This window comes from Streptomyces sp. URMC 126 (genome assembly GCF_051386555.1).
GTDB lineage: Bacteria > Actinomycetota > Actinomycetes > Streptomycetales > Streptomycetaceae > Streptomyces.
Map to the genome: position 1 here is coordinate 1 of NZ_JBPQTX010000127.1, position 18,517 is coordinate 18,517.

An 18,517-nucleotide genomic window follows, 5' to 3' on the forward strand; every position below is an offset into this window, starting at 1 on the left:
GTATTCGCACGGGCGGGGGCGGCTGGGAGGCGGTGGTGCCGGGGTCGGGTGCCGGGTGTTCGAGTGTGATCGTGAATGGTCGTCCGGGTTCGGTTCCGAGCGCTCTCGATGGATTCCGTTTTTTCGCGATCAGGGTGCATGGGGCGGGTGCGGACGGGCACGCGCCCTGACGTCACACGAACGCCTGGAGGAAAGGAGCAGCTCATGGCTACGTCCGACAACCGCGGCAACGCCAACAGCCGCGGCAACCCCGGCAACTTCGCCAACGACCGGGACCGCGCTTCCGAGGCAGGCAAGAAGGGCGGTCACGAGAGCGGCGGCAACTTCCACAACGACCCGGAACGCGCTTCCGAGGCCGGTAAGAAGGGCGGCCGGAACAGCCAGGGCGGGCGGTCGCAGGACGGCCGCTGAGCCGACGCCGACGCCGACACTGACGCCGACCGAAGAGCCGCGGCCCCGTGGACGGGGGCCGCGGCTCGCGCGTGCGCGGGGGCCGCTACGCCGCGTCCGTCATCGTCGTCACGCCGCGTCCGTCACCGTCGTCACGCCGCGTCCTTGGCCACCGCCCGTTCCAGCACCGCGCCCAGGTCCGCCCCCGGCGGGAGGGTGCCGAAGGCCCCGCCCCAGTCGCCGTCCAGGCGCGAGGCGCAGAAGGCGTCGGCGACGGCCGGGACGGAGTGGCGGACGAGCAGGCTGCCCTGGAGGACCAGGGCGAGCTGTTCGGCGAGGCGCCGGGCCGTGAGCTGGGCGCGGCGGGGGTCGTCGAGCGAGGTCAGCAGGGCGCGCAGCCGGGCGGTGGCGGCGTCCAGGCGGGCGTCCGCGCCCGCGGCGGCCCCGACCTCCGCGAAGTAGGCGTCCAGCGACTCCGGTTCGCGGGCGAGGACGCGGAGGACGTCCAGCGCGGCGACGTTGCCCGACCCCTCCCAGATCGACAGCAGCGGCGCCTCCCGGTAGAGGCGGGGCATGCCGGACTCCTCGACGTACCCGTTGCCGCCCAGGCACTCCAGCGCCTCCGCCGCGTGGGCGCTGCCGCGCTTGCACACCCAGTACTTGCCGGCCGCCAGCGCCAGCCTGCGCAGGCCGCGTTCGCCGGCGTCCCCGGCCTCCGACCGGTCCAGGGCCGCCGCCAGGCGCATCGCCAGGACCGTGGCCGCCTCCGACTCGACGGCCAGGTCCGCCAGGACGTTGCGCATCAGCGGCTGGTCGATCAGCTCGGCGCCGAAGGCGCGGCGGTACGTGGTGTGGTGGAGGGCCTGCCGCAGCCCGGCGCGCATCCCGGCGGCCGAGCCGATGACGCAGTCGAGGCGGGTCATGTTGACCATCTCGACGATCGTCCGCACCCCGCGCCCCGGCTCGCCCACCGGCCAGGCGACGGCCCGCTCGTACTCGATCTCGGAGGAGGCGTTGGAGCGGTTGCCGAGCTTGTCCTTCAGCCGCTGGAGGCGCAGCGCGTTGCGGGTGCCGTCGGGCAGGACCCGGGGCATGAGGAAGCAGGTGAGGCCCTGCTCGGCCTGGGCGAGCACCAGGAAGACGTCGCTCATCGGCGCGGAGGTGAACCACTTGTGCCCGGTGATCACATACGTGCCGTCGCCCGCCGGGACGGCCGTGGTGGTGTTGGCCCGGACGTCCGAACCGCCCTGCTTCTCGGTCATCGACATGCCGGCGATCAGCCCGCGCTTGTCCAGCGGCGGCCGCAGCCCGTAGTCGTACACCCGCGAGGCCAGCAGCGGCTCGTACGCGGCGGCCAGCTCGGGCTGGGCGCGCAGGGCGGGGACGGCCGCGTTGGTCATCGAGATCGGGCAGCCGTGACCGGGCTCGGCCTGCGCCCAGACGTAGAACTTCGCGGCGCGGATCAGATGCGCCCCCGGGCGGCCGTCCGCCCAGGGCGCCGCGTGCTGGCCGCTCTCCACGGCCGCCGCCATCAGATGGTGCCAGGCGGGGTGGAACTCCACCTCGTCCACCCGGTGGCCGTACCGGTCGTGGGTGCGCAGCACCGGCGGGTACGCCTCGGCCAGCCGCGCCCACTCCTGCACCTCCTCCGAGCCGGCCCGGGCCCCGAGGGCCCGGACCTCCTCCTCGCCCCGGGCGCCGCCGTCCCGGCGGAGCGCCTCCAGCAGCGCGGGGTCGTCGGCGGTGGTGAAGCCGGTCAGGGGCGGGGCCTGGTTGAGGACCTCGTGCGTGCTCACGGCGACCTCCGGATCGCTGATGATCGTGCGTGACGAGTGATCGTGCGTGACGAGTGATCGTGCGTGTCGAGGAGTGCGAGTGTCTTGATGGCGTACGGACAACCGGCTGGCCATTATCCCGCCCCGGGCTCGCGCGAGGGGGCCTCTCGGGTGAGGAAAGCGAGGTGGGGCAGGGGTGAGAGGCGCGAGTGACGGGGGAGGTCCGGGGTGAATATGAGCAATCGGTGACAGTTCCCCGGCCGGGGCCGTATCCGACGCGTCGGTGTGATGATCCGACCGATACTGTCCCTATGTCACGCGTGCTTCTGATCGAGGACGACCGAGCCGTACGGGAAGGGGTCACCCTCACCCTGCGCCGCCGCGGCCACGAGGTCGAGGCCGCGGCGACCGGGGAGGCCGGGCTCGCCGCGCTCGGCGCCTTCCGGCCCGACCTGGTCCTGCTCGATCTGATGCTCCCCGACGTCAGCGGCTTCGAGGTCTGCCGCCGGATCCGCGCGACCCAGCAGCTCCCGATCATCATGCTCACGGCCCGCGGCGACGACATCGACGTCGTCCTCGGCCTGGAGGCGGGCGCCGACGACTACATCGTCAAGCCGGCCCGCGGCGAGGTCCTGGAGGCCCGTATCCGCGCGGTCCTCCGCCGCGCCGCGCCCGCCGACGGCGGACCCGAGGCCGCCGCCCGGCCCGCCGAGGTCCACGGCGACCTGGTCGTCGACCGCGCCGGCCTGGTCGTCACCAAGCACGGCAAGGACCTCGCGCTCGCCCCCTCCGAGATGAAGCTTCTGCTCCACCTCTCCGCCACCCCCGGCCGCGTCCACAGCCGCCAGCAGCTCCTGGAGCACGTCTGGGAGCACAGCTACCACGGGGACGCCCGGCTGGTGGACGCCTGTGTGATGCGGCTGCGCACCAAGGTCGAGGACTCCACGCGCTCGCCCCGCTACATCCAGACCGTACGCGGCTTCGGCTACCGGTTCGGACCGCTGTGAGACACCCCGGCGCGCGCCGCCCGGCCGGGGAGCGCAAGCCCGCCCTGCGCACCCTCGTCCGCGGCCTCCGCGCCCGCCTCGTGGTGGCGTTCCTGCTGGTCGCCGCGTTGAGCGCGCTGGCCACCGCGGCGCTCACGTTCCGCGAGGCGCGCACCGCGATCCTCCAGCGCACCCAGGACACCGCCGTGGACGCCCTGCGCGGCCAGGTCAACTCCCAGGCCCCCGATCTGAAGAAGTACCCGCCCGACACCGAGGACCTCGGACGGTTCGCGGCGAACCTCAACCGGGCCGGTGAGGCGGCCCAGCACTGGGTGGTGCACGTCCGTTACGCCGACGGGCCCATGGTCCCGGCCCTCCGGCCCGGCGAGGACGCGGCCATCGGCACCGGCGTGCGCAAGAAGGTGCAGGCCGGAATCCCCGCAGTCCAGCGCGTCGAGACCGACGGCCGGCCCTGGCTCGTCATCGGCCTGCCCGTCACCTTCAGCACCGACGAGAGGAAACCGTCCGGCGTCGAGGTCTTCGCCCGGGTGCCGCTGCGGTCCGACGAGGCCAACGTCCAGGCCCTCGTCAACGCCGCCCAGAGCGGCGCGCTGCCCGCCGTCGCCCTCGCCGTGGTGCCCGCCCTCATCGCCGCCGGCGGCGTCCTCCGCCCCGTCCGCGAACTGCGCCGCGGCGCCCAGCGGATCACCGAGGGCGCGCTCGACACCCGGCTGAAGGTCACCGGCGGCGACGAACTCGCCGAACTCTCCCGGACGTTCAACGGCATGGCCGCCGCCCTGGAGGAGAACGTCGCCGAACTCCGCCGCATGGAGGCCAACGCGCGCCGCTTCGCCGCCGACGTCTCACACGAACTGCGCACCCCGCTGGCCGCCATGACGGCCGTCGTCGACGTGCTCGACGAGGACGCCGCCACGCTCGACCCGGACACCGCCCACGCCGTCCGGCTGATCAGCGAGGAGACCGGCAAGCTCGCCCGCATGGTCGAGGACCTGATGGAGATCTCCCGCTTCGACGCCGGCGCCGCCGCCCTCCACCTCGACGAGGTCGACGTCGCCGAGACCGTCCGCAAGACCCTCCAGGCCCGCAACTGGCAGGACGAGGTCGCCGCCGACCTGCCGGACGGCGTCCGCGCCCGGCTCGACACCCGGCGCATCGACGTCGTGGTCGCCAACCTCGTCGGCAACGCCCTGCGGCACGGCGGCGCACCCGTGCGCGTGACCGTCCGGGTGGAAGAAGCGGCCGACGCGGCGGAACGGCTGCTCATCGAGGTCGCCGACGAGGGCCCGGGCATCGACCCCGACGTACTGCCGCACGTCTTCGACCGCTTCTACAAGGCCGACGCCGCGCGGGTCCGCTCCGAGGGCAGCGGCCTCGGCCTCGCCATCACGCTGGAGAACGTCCGGCTGCACGACGGAACCATCCGGGCCGCCAACCGGCCCGACGGGGGAGCGGTGTTCACCGTCGACCTCCCCCTGCGCACAGGAGGGAACGAGGAGTGAGGGCACGACGCGCGCTGGCCGCGACGCTCCTGCTGGGGACGCTCGCCGGATGCGGCATCGAGCCGACGGAGGTCATCGAGTTCGGCCAGCCCGCCACCGGCGTCCGCCCGTCCGGCCAACCGGCCTGGCAGACCCGGCTGTTCTTCGCCGTGGTCACCGGCGTCACCTCGGTCTCCCGTCCGGCGGACGGCCCGGTGACCGCGGAGGACGCGGTACGGCTGATGCTGCAGGGCCCCAACGAGGCGGAACGCGCCCGCGGCATCTACAGCGAGATCGGCATGCGGTCGGGCGTACGCGTCACGACGGCGCCCGGCCGGGTCGACATCACCCTGCCCACCGACGTCACCCGCATCACCCGCATCGCCCGCACCCAACTCGTCTGCACCGCAGCCCACAACCAGGTACCCGGCGGACTGCCCTGGAACCGGGTCAAGGTGACCCTGACCGGCGGCGGCAAGCGGCTGGACGCACTGGAGTGCGACCGGGCCTGACACACCCGCTCGCTCTTCCCCGGGGAGCCGGATGCCGGTTCAGGGCCGGGGGAGGGGCCGGCCGGATTCGTTGCGTATCACCACGACGGTTTTCGGGGCGTCGTCGGACGCCGGTCGCGCGTGCCGGAGGGTGCCGTCGCGGTCGGTGGGTGTGGCGGTTTCCGGGGAGAGGCTCGCCGCGGCGGTGCGGCCTACCGCTTCCGCGGTGACCGCGGCGGTCAGGGTGCCCGCGAAGCCGAAGACCGTGACGGCGACCAGCGCCGTGATCCTGTTCCTGTGCAGCTGGGGCAGCGCCATGGCCTCGCACCCTCTCCATGCTCTCGTGTCCGTGTTTCTTCCGTCCGTCATGGGGAGAGACGTGGCGGGCGGTGCGGGGGATCCCGTTGTTACGGATTCATCACGAGGCTGACACCGCGCGGTCGCCGGGCGGACGGCTGCCGTCCGCCCGGCGGAACGGGCCGTCCTCCGGCGCCGCTCAATCGCACCGGGTTTCGCCGTGCGCGGTCAGCGCGCCGCCGGTGCCGGCTCGGGCAGGCCGATGGGGTTGGGGAAGCGGAGCGTCCGGGCGCAGGCGTGGGACAGCGGGGTGAGGGCGTCCGTCAGCGTGCGGAGCTCCGCCGGGTCGGTGGTCCGCCATGGGCGGGACGCCGCTCGGTCCGTCGCCGCCTCGACGGACGCGTGCAGGCGGCGGCCCTCTTCGGTGGCGGTGCCGTCCGGGGCGAGGAGGCCGCGGGCGGCCAGCCGGTGGACGGCCGCGGCCCACTCCTCGTCCGTCCAGCCGCGGTACGGCTGGAGTTCGGAGCGCGGGACGTCGATGCCGGCGCGCAGGACCAGGGACTCGCAGCCGTCCAGGTCCGCCGCCACCAGCGCCGCCACATGACCGTCGCCGCGGTGCTCGCGCAGCAGGGTGGCCGCGTGCCAGAGCCGGTCGAGGGGGTCGACGGGGAAGCCGAGCGCCATGTTGGCGGCGCTGAGCACCCGTCCGCCGCAGTCCAGTTCGCGCACCCGGTCCGCGAGGAGACCGGCGGCTCTGCCCACCTCCTCGTCCAGGCCGGCGAGCAGTCGGCGCAGCGCGTTCCGGGCGCCCGCGCGCCGCAGTTCCAGGGCGCGGCCGGGGGAGACGACCTCCCACACGGACGGCAGGGCGGCGGCCACCGCGGCCGGGGCGAAGCCGAAGAAGGAGGCCGCCACCGGCTCGGGGCCGACCGGGCCGAACGGGGCCGCGCGGCCCGCGAAGTAGCCGCGCGGCCAGCCGTGCAGCCCCGCTTCCTCGTAGGCCGCCCGCGCCTCGGGGGCGAAGTAGGTGACGGCGTGTACCGGTTCGGCCAGCCGCCAGAGGGTGCGGGCCACCGTCTCCGGCGGGGTGGCCGCTGCGTCGTCCATGGGGAACCTCCGTACGAGGGGAGCTCACGCGGGCACGGGTCAGCCTGGCAGAACGCCCGGCCGACCCGTCACCGGGGCCTGTACCCCGTGCCGGCCGCCGGGAGACCGGCGCCTTTCGGAGGGTGTCCTCCGCCGGAAGAGCCTTCCTCCACCGGAGGCCGTGTCTCTCCCGGGGCGGCGCTCCCGCAGGACGCCTTCCTCAGGAGACCACGTCCTTCGCCCGGAAGTGCCGGAACGCCAGCGCGAACAGGACCAGCGCGTACGCCACCGACACCGACGTGCCCTTGATCATGCCGCCCCACTCGGCGTGCGGCTGGAGGGCGTCCGCCCACGCGTACTGCCAGTGCGCGGGCAGCAGATCGCGCCAGTGGCCGAGCGCGGTGACCGCGTCCAGGACGTTGCCCAGCACCGTCAGCCCCATCGCCCCGCCGACCGCGCCGAGCGGCGCGTCCGTCACGGTCGACAGCCAGAACGCCAGGGCCGCGGTGACAAGTTGGCTGACGAAGACGTACAGGACGACGACCGCCAGCCGGGCCGCCGCCGTGTCCGCCGGCAGTGTCCCGCCGGTCGGGATCCGCAGCGGTCCCCAGCCGTACGCGGCCGTGCCCGCCGCCAGTGCCACCAGCGGCAGCAGCAGGATCGCCGCCGCGCTGAACCCGAGCGCCACCGCCAGCTTGCTCACCAGCAGCCGCGTCCGGGGCACGGGCGCGGCCAGCAGGTAGCGCAGCGACGACCAGCCCGCCTCCGACGCCACGGTGTCGCCGCAGAACAGCGCCACCGGCACCACCAGCAGGAACCCGGCCGAGACGAACAGGGCCGTGGCCGCGAAGTTCACCCCCGAGGCGGTGGCGGTGTCCATCAGCGTCACCCGCCCGTCCCGGCCGCCCGGCCGGCCGCCGATCGCGAACGCCGCGATCAGGACGAACGGCAGGGCCGCCAGCACACCGCCGACCACCAGTGTCCGCCGGCGGCGCCACTGCCGCGCCGCCTCGACCCGCAGCGGCAGGGTGCGGCCCGCCCGGTAACCGGGCGCGACCGCCCGGGGCGTGCTCGTGCCGTTCATGCCTGGCCTCCGATCAGGGTCAGGAACGCGTCCTCCAGCCGCCGGTGCGGGCCCACGCCCGTCACCGGAACCTCCAGCCGGACCAGTTCCACCAGCAGTTCCGGGGTGCTCGCGCCGTCGAGCCTGACCAGCAGCCCGCTCTCCCCGCGGACGGCCGACGCCACGCCGGGCAGCGCGCCGACCTTCTCCGCGACGGCCTCGGACACCTCGCCGTCCACCCCGACCAGCAGCGTCTCGCCCGAGCCGGTGATCTCCGCGACCGGTCCCGCCGTCACCAGCCGGCCCCGGTCCATCACCACGAGGTGGGTGCAGCTCTGCTCGACCTCGGCCAGCAGATGGCTGGAGACGATCACCGTGCGCCCGGCCGCCGCGTACCGGATCATCACCTCGCGCATCTCGCGGATCTGCGGCGGGTCCAGGCCGTTGGTCGGCTCGTCGAGGATCAGCAGGTCCGGCAGGCCCAGCATGGCCTGGGCGATGGCGAGCCGCTGCCGCATGCCCTGTGAGTACGTGCGGACGGCCCGGTCCAGCGCCGAACCCAGCCCGGCGATCTCCAGGGCCTCCTCGACGTGCGCGTCCTCCGCCGGACGGCCGGTGGCCCGCCAGTACAGGTCCAGATTGGCCCGGCCGGACAGGTGCGGGAGGAATCCCGCGCCCTCCACGAACGCCCCGACCCGCGACAGCACCGGCGCGCCGGGCCGGATCGCGTGTCCGAACACGCGCACCTCGCCGCCGTCCGGCCGGATCAGGCCCATCAGCATCCGCAGTGTCGTCGTCTTGCCCGCGCCGTTCGGCCCGAGCAGCCCGAGCACCTGGCCGCGCTCCACCCGGAACGACAGATCGCGGACGGCGTACCGGTCTGCCGACTTGGCGTACCGCTTGCTCAACCCGTCGATCACCAGCGGGACATCCGCCAGGGCCAGGTCCGGCGCCGGAACGGAACCCCGCCGCCGGCCGGTGACCAGCAGCGCCACCGCGACCGCCGCGCCACCGGCCGGCAGCCCCCACGTCCACCAGGGCAGCGCCGCCGAACCGGTCCGCACGCCGAGCGCGGTGGGGACGCTCAGCTCCCGCCCGGCGAGCGAGACGGTGTACGTGGCCGGGGCCGTCGGCGAGGCGTAGCCGAGGTCGGTGGCGGAGAGGACCAGCCGCATCCGGTGCCCGGCCTCGAAGACGTGGTCGACGGCGGGCAGCCGCACCTCCACCGTCCGGCCGCCCTTGGCGTCCGTCACCCGCAGCGGGGTGACCAACTGGCCCGGCAGCCGCTGCCGGCCGTCCGGCCCCACGTCGTACACCTTCGCGAACAGCACCGCCTCCCCGCTGTCCGAGGCCACCCGCACCCGCGCGACCGGCGTACCGGTGACGCGGACGCTCTCGGTGAGCTTCGGGGAGTCGAAGCGGGCGTACTGGCCCGGGAAGTCCAGGGAGACGCCGACGCCCAGGCCCGAGAGGCGGGAGAGCCCGCCGAGCCCGGGCACGGCGGACACGGCGGGCGGCGAGCCGCCGGCCGGGTTGCCGAAGCGCTGCTCCCGGCCGGTGAGCGGCACCGGCTCGGTGTCGCCGCGCAGTCCCGGGTAGCGGTCGCCGGTCGCGCCGCGCAGCCGGGTGGTGCCGTCGGTGGTGTCCAGCCCGCCCGTCCGGCTGATCCGGAACGCCGGGCCGGTGTCCGTCCCCTCGTCCTCCTTCAGGTAGCGGTCGAACCAGGCGCGGGTGCGGCGGGCGACGCGGCCGTCCTCGTCGGAGCCGCCGCTGTCGTGGCCGCCCGCGGTCCAGTCGACGGCCACCGGCGCGCCGTTGCGGGCCAGGGCCTCGGCGGCCCGGTCCGACTCGGTGAGCGGGAACAGCGAATCGCTCTGGCCCTGGACGAGCAGGGCCGGCACCTTGATGTCACGGGCGACGGCCGCGGGGCTGCGGCGCTCCAGCAGGGCGCGGGCCTTGGCGTCCGGCCGGCCGGCGACGGCCACCCGCTCGTACATCGCGCACAGCTCCGGGTCGAAGCGGCCACAGCCGCCGCCGGAGCCCTGCGCGCCGGTGGTGGTGGAGGTGGAGGTGGTGCCGGTGGTGAAGAAGACGCCCGCCCAGAGCTTCTTGAACACGTCGTTCGGGAAGAGGGCGCTGTTCAGGTCCCAGTAGGTGATCTGCGGGGCGATGGCGTCGACGCGTTTGTCGTGGCCGGCCGCGAGGAGGGCGACGGCGCCGCCGTAGGAGGCGCCCGCGATGCCGACCCGGGGGTCGCCGTCGCGGTCCAGCCGCACCTCGGGACGCTTCGCCAGCCAGTCGATCAGCCGGCTGACGTCGGCGACCTCGCGGTCGGGGTCGTTGAGGCCGATCCGGCCGGTCGAGTCGCCGAAGCCGCGCGCCGACCAGGTCAGCACCGCGTAGCCGGACCGCGCCAACTCCTCGGCGCGGTCGCGGAGATCGTCCTTGTCGCCGCCGAAGCCGTGGGCGAGGAGGACGGCGGGTCTGCGGCCGGAGCCGCCCGCCGTGAAGAACGACGTGTCGATACGGACCGTCGCGTCCTTCGCCCCCGCGCCGCCGGACCCGGACTCCGGCATCGTCAGGAACCGGTCCTCGCGGTGCACCGGCGGATCGCCGCCGGTGGCCTCCGCCACGGTCCAGGTGCCGGCGCCGGCCAGGACGGCGAGGGCGGCCGCGACGGCGGCCGACCGCCGGCTTCGGCGGTGGGGCAAACGCAGCTTCATGCCGCGAATGGTATGCGGGACCGGCTTCGACCTGTGCGGACGGGGCTGACACCGATCCCTCCCCGGCCTCACACCCCCGTAACCATGCCCCGCGCGGTTGTCTCCAAGCCCCGGACGGGCTGTGTACGTCGCGCCGGTCCTCTGTTAGCGTGATCCATATGCAGCGCGCCCACCAGCACTCCACGACGACGCCGGATCCGTCCCGGCGCGCTGACAGCTGACTTTGTCCGAAGCCCCGGGGCGAGTGCCCCGGGGCTTCGTTCTGCGGTCACTCGCCTCACCACCCCGCGAGGAGACCGCCGTGCACGATCACCGCCGACTCGGCCGCGAGCTCGACCTGTTCGACACCGACCCGCTGATGGGCGCGGGCCTTCCGTACTGGCTGCCCGACGGCGCCGCCGTGCGGCACGCGCTGGAGGAGTACGTCCGGGAGGTCGAACGCCGGGCGGGCTACCGGCACGTGTACTCGCCCGTGCTGGGCAAACGGGAGCTCTACGAGATCTCGGGCCACTGGGCGCACTACGACGACGACATGTTCCCGCCGATGGACCTCGGCGGCGAACAGGTCGTCCTGCGGCCCGGCATGTGCCCGCACCATGCGCTCATCTACCGCTCCCGGTCCCACAGTTACCGCGAACTGCCGCTGCGGATCGCCGAGCTCGGCGGCATGTACCGCTCCGAACTCTCCGGCGTCCTCGGCGGGCTGACCCGGGTCCGCGCGATCCAGCTCAACGACGGGCACATCTTCTGCACCCTCGACCAGGCCGCGGACGAGGCCGCCGGCGCCCTGGAGCTGATCCGCCGGGCGTACGAGGCGCTGGGCATCACCCCCGCCCGCTACCGGCTGTCCCTCCCCGGCCCGGGCGGCAAGTACGTGGCCGCGCCCGAGCTGTGGGAACGGTCCGTCGCCCTGCTCACCGACGTGCTGGACCGGTCGGGGCTGCCCTACGAGGCGGTGGAGGGGGAGGCCGCCTTCTACGGGCCGAAGATCGACGTGCAGATCGCCGACGCGGCCGGCCGCGAGGCGACCCTGTCCACCGTCCAGATCGACTTCCACCAGCCGGAACGGTTCGACCTGCACTACATCGGCGCGGACGGCGCCCGGCACCGGCCGGTCATGGTGCACCGCGCCGTCATCGGCAGCGTCGAACGGGCGGTGGCCCACCTCATCGAGGTGCACGGCGGCGCCTTCCCCGTGTGGCTGGCGCCGGTCCAGGTGGTCCTCCTCCCCGTCTCCGACGCGGAGGTTCCGGCCGCCGAGGCGCTCGTGCGGCGCTGCCTCGAACTCGGCCTCCGCGCCGAGGTCGCCGCACCCGAGCGCGGCACCCTCGGCGCCCGGGTCCGGGAGGCCCGGCTCGTCCCGTACCAGGCCGTCCTCGGCCCCCGGGAGGCCGCCGCGCGGCAGCTCGCCGTCCGACTGCGCGACGGCCGGAAGCTCGCGCCGCTGCCCGCGGAGGCGTTCCTGGCCCGCGTCCGGGCCCTCGCCGAGGCCCACGGCACCGGCCTGTGGGAGGACGCGCCCGTCGCCTGACGGTCAGAGCGCGGTCAGAGCGTGTACGGATACACGGACACCCCGGCGGCCGGATGGCGGAGTTCCGCCCACACCCCCTCGGGCGCGTCCGGCAGCGGTCCGGCGACGCCGAGGAGGACGATCGCCGGGCCCCACACGAGCCACGCCGCACCGTCGTCGTCGGCGTGGAGGCGCCCGCGCAGGACCACCCGGTCGCCCTCCGCCCACAGCCCCGGCACGGGCACGGCGGCCGGACGGGCGCCGCAGCCCCACACGACGTCGTCGTCGACCGACCACTCCACGTGGTACGCGCCGTCCGCCGCCCCGGGCGGGCCGCACCAGCGCACGACGGCCCGCCCGAAGGGCGTGCGGACGCGCGCCCGGGGCGGGACGCCGAGGCGGTCGCGGAGCGGTCGGACGGCGACGAGCACGCCCCGATCATGCCGGAAGCCGGGCCGGCGGTACCCGCCGTACGGGGGAACGCGGTTCCGCCGCGCGGCGGAGGGCCGTCCGCCCCGGGGACGAGGTGCCGGCGGCCGGGGCGGCGGCAGAGTGGTGTCCGGCCGGGGGAGACCCCCGGCGCACCGGCCCGACCGTCCGTCAGGAGAACCTCATGTCCCGCGCCCGCCGCCCCCTCACCGCCGCCGCCACGGCCCTCGCCGGCTGCACGGTGATCGCTCTGACCACCGGCGTCGCGAGCCCGGCCGTGGCGGACGGCTCCGGGCGGCCGGCCGTCGCCCGGGCCGCCGACGAGCCGTCGCTCACCGGCACCGGCAAGCTCGCCCGCAAACCCGGCGACGACGTCCGGTTCACCTTCGACGCCCACGGCTTCCTCGACAAGGCGCGCGGCACCTTCCGGGTCAGCCACCGCTTCGGCCCGAAGTGGAGCGTCTTCTTCAGCGGCCGGATCGACTGCCTCCTCACCGGCGGCCCGTCCGCCGTCGCCACGGGCGTCGTCACCGAGTCGCACGTCGTCGACGCGCCCGGCCTGCCGAAGGTCCGCGACCTCAAGGGCAAGCGGTTCGGCTTCACCGTCCTCGACGGGGGCCGCGCCGACCGGCTCGGCTACAGCTGGGCCCTGGACGGCCTGCCCACCAAGAGCGTGCCCAAGTGCCTGGGCAGCGCGCCCTTCGAGACGGTGGAGAAGGGCGACTACAAGGTCCACCACTGGATGCCCCGGCGCTGACCCGGCTTCGCGCCTCCCCGCCGTACGAGCGCCGGGGAGGCGCCGCGCCGGCGGTTACGGCGTCCCGGAGCAGACGCCCTCGACGGTCACCCAGATGTTGTTGTCGGGGGTGGTCCCACTGGCCACTATCCCCGCGGGGTAGCAGTTGGGCGGGAGCCGGTAGTTCGCGTTCGCCCGGGCACCGTCCAGCGAGCCGGACACGCCGGTGACGTAGACGTAGTAGGTGGACGAGTCCGCCGTTGTCGCTCTCCCGGCCGGCGCGGCGGTGGCGGCCGAGGCGGGGCCGGCCGGCGCCACTCCTGCCATCAGGGCCGCCGCGACCGCGGCCATTCCGGCCGCCGCAAGCTTTCCGTTCACGGGATCCTCCAAGTCGACCGTCCCACAGCGCGCCGTAGTCGCGCCGCACACCCGTGAATCTAGGGCAACTCCCGCTCTCAGCAACAGTAGTTGCACGATGTACAAAAACGTTTCATAACTACCGCCCAGGGGCGGAGGCCTCAGGGACGGAGGAACCCGGCCCGCAGTCGGACCGGCCCGCCGGTCGCGCTCGCAGCGTCACGATCTCGAACGGCCGCAGCGTCAGCCCGACCGCCCCCTCCACCGGCTCGATCTCCCCCAGCGGCCGTTCCAGCAGGTCGCACCGGTGGACGGACGTCACGGGGAAGTAGAGCCGCAGGTTCGTCGCCGCCCGGCCGCCCAGTGACTCGTACAGCCGGACGACCACGTCACCGCTCCCGTCGTCCGCCAGCTTCACCGCCGACACCACGACCGCCTCGTTGTTCGAGTGCACCAGGGAGCCCGTCGCCCGGTCGCCCGGGACGCGGCGTTCCGGCAGGGTGATGCGGTAGCCCTCGCACACGGCGTCGCCGATCCAGGCGCCCGGCACCAGGGCGTAGCCGAAGCGGTGCCTGCCCTGGTCCGTCCGGGGGTCGGGGAAGCGCGGGGCGCGCAGCAGGGAGAGGCGGACCGTGGTGGTCGTCCCGGAGGCGGACGACTCCGGGTCGCGGGCGCCGCGCGTCACGTCGTAGCCGTACGTCGAGTCGTTCACCAGCGCGACGCCCCAGCCGGTCTCCTCGACGTGGACGAACCGGTGGGCACACGCCTCGAACTTCTCCGCGTCCCAGCTCGTATTGGTGTGCGTGGGGCGGTAGAGGTGCCCGAACTGGGTCTCCGCCGCGATCCGGTCGGTGTGCACGTCCAGCGGGAAGGCGACCTTGAGGAACTTCTCCGTCTCGTGCCAGTCGACCTCCGTCGTGAAGTCGACCCGCCGCACGCCGTCCGGCAGGGCGATCCGCTGCTCGACCCGGGACGCGCCGAACGCGCGGACCACCCGGACCGCGCCCTCGTCCGTGAGCTCCATCGACTCCACGTCCGTGAGGTCGGTGACGGTGTTCCGGTAGAACCGGTCGACGTCCCAGGCGTCCCACATGTTCGGGAAGTCCTGGTGCAGTTGGAGCAGGTTGGCAGCCGTGCCGGGCGGCACCGTCTCGCGGCGCGTCTCCCGGTCGACCACGGAGACGACGAGGCCACGGCCGTCGACCTCCACCCGCAGCAGCCCGTTCTCCAGGACGTAGCCGCCGCCTTCGCGGACCGTGGCCGTCGCCGGATCCGGGCGCATGAACACGTCCGTCAGCTTGCCGCACTGGGCCGCGACGCCGCCCCGCCCGTGCGGCGCGGCGTTGAAGACGACCGTGCCGCCGGACGAGGCGTCCCCGGCGAGCGCCGCCAGCGCCTCGCCGATCAGCGCCTCCAGTTCGGCGGCGACCTCCTCGTAGGCGGCCACGGCCTCCCGGTGCACCCAGGCGATCGACGTGCCCGGCAGGATGTCGTGGAACTGGTGCAGCAGCACCGTCTTCCACAGCCGGTCCAGCCGCTCGTACGGGTACGGGAAGCCGGTGCGCACCGCCGCCGTCGCCGACCACAGCTCGGCCTCGTACAGCAGCCGCTCGGCCCGGCGGTTGCCCTGTTTGGTGCGCGCCTGGCTGGTGAGCGTCGCCCGGTGCAGCTCCAGGTAGAGCTCGCCGGACCAGACCGGCGCGTCGGCCGCGTACTCGGCGTGGGCCTTCTCGAAGAACGCCGACGGCCGCTCGAACACCACCCGCGCCGAGCCCTCCAGATCGGCGAGCCGCCGGGCCCGCGCCAGCATCTCGCGCGTCGTCCCGCCGCCCCCGTCGCCGTAGCCGGTCGGGGCGAGGGAGCGGGTGGCGCCGCCCTTGTCCCGGAAGTTGCGGACGGCGTGCGCGAGTTCCTCGCCGGAGAGCTGGGCGTTGTAGGTGTCGATGGGCGGGAAGTGGGTGAAGACGCGGGTGCCGTCCAGCCCCTCCCACCAGAACGTGTGGTGCGGGAACTTGTTGGTACGGCTCCAGGAGATCTTCTGCGTCAGGAACCACTTCGACCCCGACAGCCGTACCAGTTGGGGGAGCGCGGCGGAGTAGCCGAACGAGTCCGGCAGCCACACCTCCTCCGTCTCGATCCCGAACTCCTCCAGGAAGAACCGCTTCCCGTGCACGAACTGCCGGGCCAGCGCCTCCGACCCGGGCATATTGGTGTCCGACTCCACCCACATCCCGCCGACCGGCACGAACCGGCCGTCCGCCACCGCCTTCTTCACCCGCGCCCACACCTCCGGCCGGTGCTCCTTCACCCAGGCGAACTGCTGCGCCTGCGACATCGCGTAGACGAAGTCGGGCTCCTCCTCCAGCAGCGCCGTCATGTTGGCCGTGGTCCGCGCCACCTTGCGGACGGTCTCGCGGAGCGGCCACAGCCACGCCGAGTCGATGTGGGCGTGGCCGACGGCGCTGATCCGGTGCGCCGACGCCTGCGCCGGCGCCGACAGGACGCCGGCCAGCGGCTCGCGGGCGCGGGCCGCGGTCCCGCCGACGTCCTGGAGGTCCACGGCGTCCAGCGCCCGCTCGACCGCCCGCAGCACCTCCCAGCGGCGCGGCGACTCCTCGGGCAGGCCGGTCATCAGCCCGCCCAGCACCTCCAGGTCGTGCACCAGCTCCCACACGGCGGTGTCGAACACGGCGAGGTCCATGCGGCCCAGCCGGTAGCGGGGGCGGCGGTCGGCCGTCGCGAGGTCGCCGAGCTCGGTGGGGCGGAAGGGCTCGTAGTCGAGGATGACGGGGTTGGCGGCGGCCTCGACGTGCAGCCGCACCTCCTCGCCGCCGGCGACGGGGGCGCCGATCCGCACCCAGTGGTTGCGCGGGTTGAGGCCCTTCACCGGTGATCCGTCGGTCCGGTAGACGAGCCCCTCGCACTGGAAACCGGTCATGTTCGGGTCGAAGCCCAGGTCCAGCAGGGCCTCGACGGTCTTCCCCGCCCAGGCGGCGGGCACGGTTCCCGTCACGGTGAACCAGCTCGTCCCCCAGGCCGGCCCCCAGGCGTCCCCCGGCCGGGCCGGCTCCCGCGGCGCCGCCAGGCCCTCGGCGACGGGCACGGGCTCGCCCGGGGCGTGCCACACGCCGACGGCCAGTGGCACGGACTCGGGGTACACGGCCGGGCGGATGCGCTCCTCCAGGACCCGCCGCAGGCGGGCTTCGGTGGTCGTGCGGTCGTTGTGCATCGCGTGTCCTTACCGATCGGCTTACCGGGAGTTCGGGTTCGGCCAGCGGAACCCGACGAGGGCGGGGGCCGAGGAGGCGTACAGCTCGTCCACCGCGCGCACCTCGACACGGGTGACCGCCTCGCCGGCCGTACGGCGGAGCTCCGGAACGTAGAAGGCATGCCCAGCGGTGCCGCCGAGGAAGCGGGTGCCCCCGCCCGGCAGGCACTGGCGCAGCAGGTAGTGGCGGACGGGGCGGGGGGACGGGCGCCAGGCCAGGCGGAGGCCGGCGGTGCCGTCGGGGCGGACCGCCGCCGCGGTGACCACCGGCCGGCCCGGCCGCGCGGGCGGCACCCGGACGCCGTCCCGTACGGCCAGCCGGCCCAGCCGCCAGCGCACGGGCCCGCCGCCCGGCGCGGTGAGGCGCACGCCCAGGGTCCGCAGCGTGCCGCGGGCGCGGCCCCGCAGCAGCGCGCCCGCCCGGACGGTCACCGTGGTCCACACCGGTCCGGCCCGCCCGGCGGGCAGGACGCCGGGGTGCCCGTCCGCGTCGGCGGCCAGCTCCACCCGGACCGGGGCGCCGCCCGCGTCCGCGCGGTACGTCAGCTCGACGACCGTGGACGGCGTCAGCGGCAGCCGGGCGGCGTACAGCTCCACCGTCGTGGGCCCGGCGAGCGGACCCTCGACCAGCAGGCTGCCGCCGCCGTGCCAGGCGTCGGCGAAGTCGTAGCCGACGGCCGGGGCCGGGCCCCCCGGGCCGGCGGTCACCCGGCGGCGGCCGGGCAGCCGGTCCTGGAGGCCCAGGTGGTGCCAGGGGCCGGACGGGACGGGCCGCCCCCGCTCGTACCAGCGCAGCCCGTGGCCGGTGTTGAACACGGTCGCGAAGGGGAGGGCGGTGAGCGTGGAGCGGTCGGCGACGGACGCGGCGGGAGCGCGCCACGTGCCGCTCGTGAGGGACCAGAAGCGGTCGTCGCGGGCGTGGAAGGCGGCGGGGGAGCGGTCGGCCGCCCGCTTCCAGGTCCACTCGGGGCGGTACAGGCCCAGGGACGCGGTGTGCGGGCGGTCCGGCGGGAGGAGGGCGTCCCAGTCGACGGGGGTGTCCCAGCCGCGCGCCTCGACGTCGACGCCGGCCCACAGGTCGTAGCGGTCCCGGCCCATGGCCTCGGCCCGCTCCCCGGACGACCGGAGGCCGCCGCGCGACCAGCCGAAGTTGAGGAACATCGTGCCCGCGGCGCGGAAGAAGGCCTCGTTGTGGTCGTTCAGCTCGTTCTGCCAGGCGACGTCCCCGGAGATCGCCAGCGCGTCGTACCAGGTGACGCGCAGCCCGGTGGCGCGGAGCCGGGCCACGAAGTCGCGCATGTCGGCCCCCAGCCGGGCGTCGCCGCCCTCCGTCTCGGCGTTGAGGAACCAGCCGTCGAAACCGTACGCGCGGGCCACCGCGGCCAGCCGGCCGGCCAGCGGGAAGCCGCCGTCCGGCCCCCGGCGCAGCAGGTCCCGCGTCCACTCCAGCCGTCCGCCGAAGGCCGCCGGGGGCAGGAACACCGTGCCCAGGACGGGGACGCCGTGGCGGTGGGCGGCGTCGACGACGGGCGCGGTGGGCGCGAGGACCAGGCCCTCGCCGGAGGAGCCGCCCCAGAAGACCAGCTCGTCGAGGAGGGCCCAGTGGGTGAACGCGTAGTGGTCGGCGGTCGGCCCGCCCTGGGAGGGATGCCCGGAGGTGGGGGCGAAGGAGACCAGGGCGCTGATCCGCGCCTGCCCGGCCCGGGCGCCGTCGCGTGGTGGGGGAGTGAAGCGCGGGGCGAGCGGGACGGACGCGCGGTTGAACGGGAGGTCCGGGTCGTCCTCGGGCCGCCAGCGGGCGAGGCTCCGCCACACGACGCCGGGCGGGGGCGTCCCCGGAGGGGGCGTATCGGGGAACCAGTAGGCGGCGTACGGCTGGAGGTCCGGGGGGCCGCCCGGGACGGGGG

The 18,517-nt window shown here is 74.9% G+C and carries 15 protein-coding genes; 6 read left to right on the forward strand and 9 right to left on the reverse strand.

What is annotated here, in order from left to right; genetic code table 11:
- Positions 1-204: 204 nt before the first annotated feature.
- Positions 205-411: a general stress protein gene (locus ACSNOK_RS17140; RefSeq protein ID WP_436781559.1), complete on the forward strand. Its 207-nt coding sequence runs from the start codon at positions 205-207 to the stop codon at positions 409-411.
- A 131-nt stretch (positions 412-542) separates the two neighbouring features.
- Here the strand turns inward: ACSNOK_RS17140 and ACSNOK_RS17145 are convergent, their stop codons facing one another.
- Positions 543-2,300, reverse strand: coding sequence for an acyl-CoA dehydrogenase family protein (locus tag ACSNOK_RS17145; protein ID WP_436781560.1), 1,758 nt, complete (start codon positions 2,298-2,300; stop codon positions 543-545).
- 176 nt (positions 2,301-2,476) lie between these two features.
- Here ACSNOK_RS17145 and ACSNOK_RS17150 point away from each other — a divergent pair, with 176 nt between their 5' ends.
- From ACSNOK_RS17150 to ACSNOK_RS17160, 3 genes are read left to right on the forward strand one after another with little or no spacing between them, the layout of a single operon-like run.
- A complete protein-coding gene (locus ACSNOK_RS17150) occupies positions 2,477-3,172 on the forward strand; it encodes a response regulator (protein ID WP_398274447.1) in 696 nt (231 codons plus the stop codon).
- Positions 3,169-4,671: an ATP-binding protein gene (locus ACSNOK_RS17155; RefSeq protein ID WP_436781561.1), complete on the forward strand. Its 1,503-nt coding sequence runs from the start codon at positions 3,169-3,171 to the stop codon at positions 4,669-4,671. Before ACSNOK_RS17150 ends, ACSNOK_RS17155 begins: the two co-directional genes overlap by 4 nt.
- Complete coding sequence (locus tag ACSNOK_RS17160) at positions 4,668-5,162, forward strand: hypothetical protein (protein ID WP_436781562.1); 495 nt, start codon at positions 4,668-4,670, stop codon at positions 5,160-5,162. The genes ACSNOK_RS17155 and ACSNOK_RS17160 overlap by 4 nt, the downstream gene beginning before the upstream one ends.
- Before the next feature lie 39 nt (positions 5,163-5,201).
- Here ACSNOK_RS17160 and ACSNOK_RS17165 read toward each other — a convergent pair whose 3' ends face one another.
- The 4 genes from ACSNOK_RS17165 to ACSNOK_RS17180 all read right to left on the reverse strand — a co-directional run bounded on the left by ACSNOK_RS17165 (position 5,202) and on the right by ACSNOK_RS17180 (position 10,310).
- A complete protein-coding gene (locus tag ACSNOK_RS17165; RefSeq protein WP_436781563.1) occupies positions 5,202-5,459 on the reverse strand; it encodes a hypothetical protein in 258 nt (85 codons plus the stop codon).
- Between the two features lie 207 nt (positions 5,460-5,666).
- Positions 5,667-6,545 (reverse strand): SCO6745 family protein, encoded by an 879-nt coding sequence (locus ACSNOK_RS17170; RefSeq protein WP_436781564.1) that lies wholly within the window; start codon positions 6,543-6,545, stop codon positions 5,667-5,669.
- A 199-nt stretch (positions 6,546-6,744) separates the two neighbouring features.
- Positions 6,745-7,608, reverse strand: a complete 864-nt coding sequence (locus ACSNOK_RS17175; protein ID WP_436781565.1) for an ABC transporter permease — start codon at positions 7,606-7,608, stop codon at positions 6,745-6,747.
- Positions 7,605-10,310: an alpha/beta fold hydrolase gene (locus ACSNOK_RS17180; RefSeq protein WP_436781566.1), complete on the reverse strand. Its 2,706-nt coding sequence runs from the start codon at positions 10,308-10,310 to the stop codon at positions 7,605-7,607. Before ACSNOK_RS17180 ends, ACSNOK_RS17175 begins: the two co-directional genes overlap by 4 nt.
- 301 nt (positions 10,311-10,611) lie before the next feature.
- On the opposite strand from ACSNOK_RS17180, the gene thrS reads away from it, so the two are divergent.
- Positions 10,612-11,841, forward strand: coding sequence for a threonine--tRNA ligase (thrS, locus tag ACSNOK_RS17185; protein WP_436781567.1), 1,230 nt, complete (start codon positions 10,612-10,614; stop codon positions 11,839-11,841).
- A gap of 14 nt (positions 11,842-11,855) precedes the next feature.
- Here the strand turns inward: thrS and ACSNOK_RS17190 are convergent, their stop codons facing one another.
- Positions 11,856-12,251: a hypothetical protein gene (locus tag ACSNOK_RS17190; RefSeq protein WP_436781568.1), complete on the reverse strand. Its 396-nt coding sequence runs from the start codon at positions 12,249-12,251 to the stop codon at positions 11,856-11,858.
- Between the two features lie 182 nt (positions 12,252-12,433).
- Between ACSNOK_RS17190 and ACSNOK_RS17195 the strand changes: the two genes are divergently transcribed.
- The gene (locus ACSNOK_RS17195) at positions 12,434-13,006 is read left to right on the forward strand and encodes a hypothetical protein (protein WP_436781569.1); all 573 of its coding nucleotides are present in this window, start codon (positions 12,434-12,436) and stop codon (positions 13,004-13,006) included.
- A gap of 54 nt (positions 13,007-13,060) precedes the next feature.
- On the opposite strand, the gene ACSNOK_RS17200 is transcribed toward ACSNOK_RS17195, so the two are convergent.
- From ACSNOK_RS17200 to ACSNOK_RS17210, 3 genes are all read right to left on the reverse strand, one after another.
- Positions 13,061-13,363 (reverse strand): hypothetical protein, encoded by a 303-nt coding sequence (locus ACSNOK_RS17200; protein WP_436781570.1) that lies wholly within the window; start codon positions 13,361-13,363, stop codon positions 13,061-13,063.
- 118 nt (positions 13,364-13,481) lie between these two features.
- On the reverse strand, positions 13,482-16,571 hold the full coding sequence (locus ACSNOK_RS17205; protein ID WP_436781571.1) for an alpha-mannosidase: 3,090 nt from the start codon (positions 16,569-16,571) through the stop codon (positions 13,482-13,484).
- Positions 16,572-16,592: 21 nt separating this feature from the next.
- Positions 16,593-18,517, reverse strand: a 1,925-nt coding sequence (locus tag ACSNOK_RS17210) for an endo-beta-N-acetylglucosaminidase (protein ID WP_436781572.1), incomplete at its 5' end; no start/stop codon positions are given.

Bases quoted from the DNA above. Each gene is read 5' to 3' on its own strand.
- ACSNOK_RS17140 (WP_436781559.1), top strand. From the start codon at position 205: ATGGCTACGTCCGACAACCGCGGCAACGCCAACAGCCGCGGCAACCCC.
- ACSNOK_RS17145 (WP_436781560.1), bottom strand. From the start codon at position 2,300: ATGGCCAGCCGGTTGTCCGTACGCCATCAAGACACTCGCACTCCTCGA.
- ACSNOK_RS17150 (WP_398274447.1), top strand. From the start codon at position 2,477: ATGTCACGCGTGCTTCTGATCGAGGACGACCGAGCCGTACGGGAAGGG.
- ACSNOK_RS17165 (WP_436781563.1), bottom strand. From the start codon at position 5,459: ATGGCGCTGCCCCAGCTGCACAGGAACAGGATCACGGCGCTGGTCGCC.
- ACSNOK_RS17170 (WP_436781564.1), bottom strand. From the start codon at position 6,545: ATGGACGACGCAGCGGCCACCCCGCCGGAGACGGTGGCCCGCACCCTC.
- ACSNOK_RS17175 (WP_436781565.1), bottom strand. From the start codon at position 7,608: ATGAACGGCACGAGCACGCCCCGGGCGGTCGCGCCCGGTTACCGGGCG.
- ACSNOK_RS17180 (WP_436781566.1), bottom strand. From the start codon at position 10,310: ATGAAGCTGCGTTTGCCCCACCGCCGAAGCCGGCGGTCGGCCGCCGTC.
- ACSNOK_RS17195 (WP_436781569.1), top strand. From the start codon at position 12,434: ATGTCCCGCGCCCGCCGCCCCCTCACCGCCGCCGCCACGGCCCTCGCC.
- ACSNOK_RS17205 (WP_436781571.1), bottom strand. From the start codon at position 16,571: ATGCACAACGACCGCACGACCACCGAAGCCCGCCTGCGGCGGGTCCTG.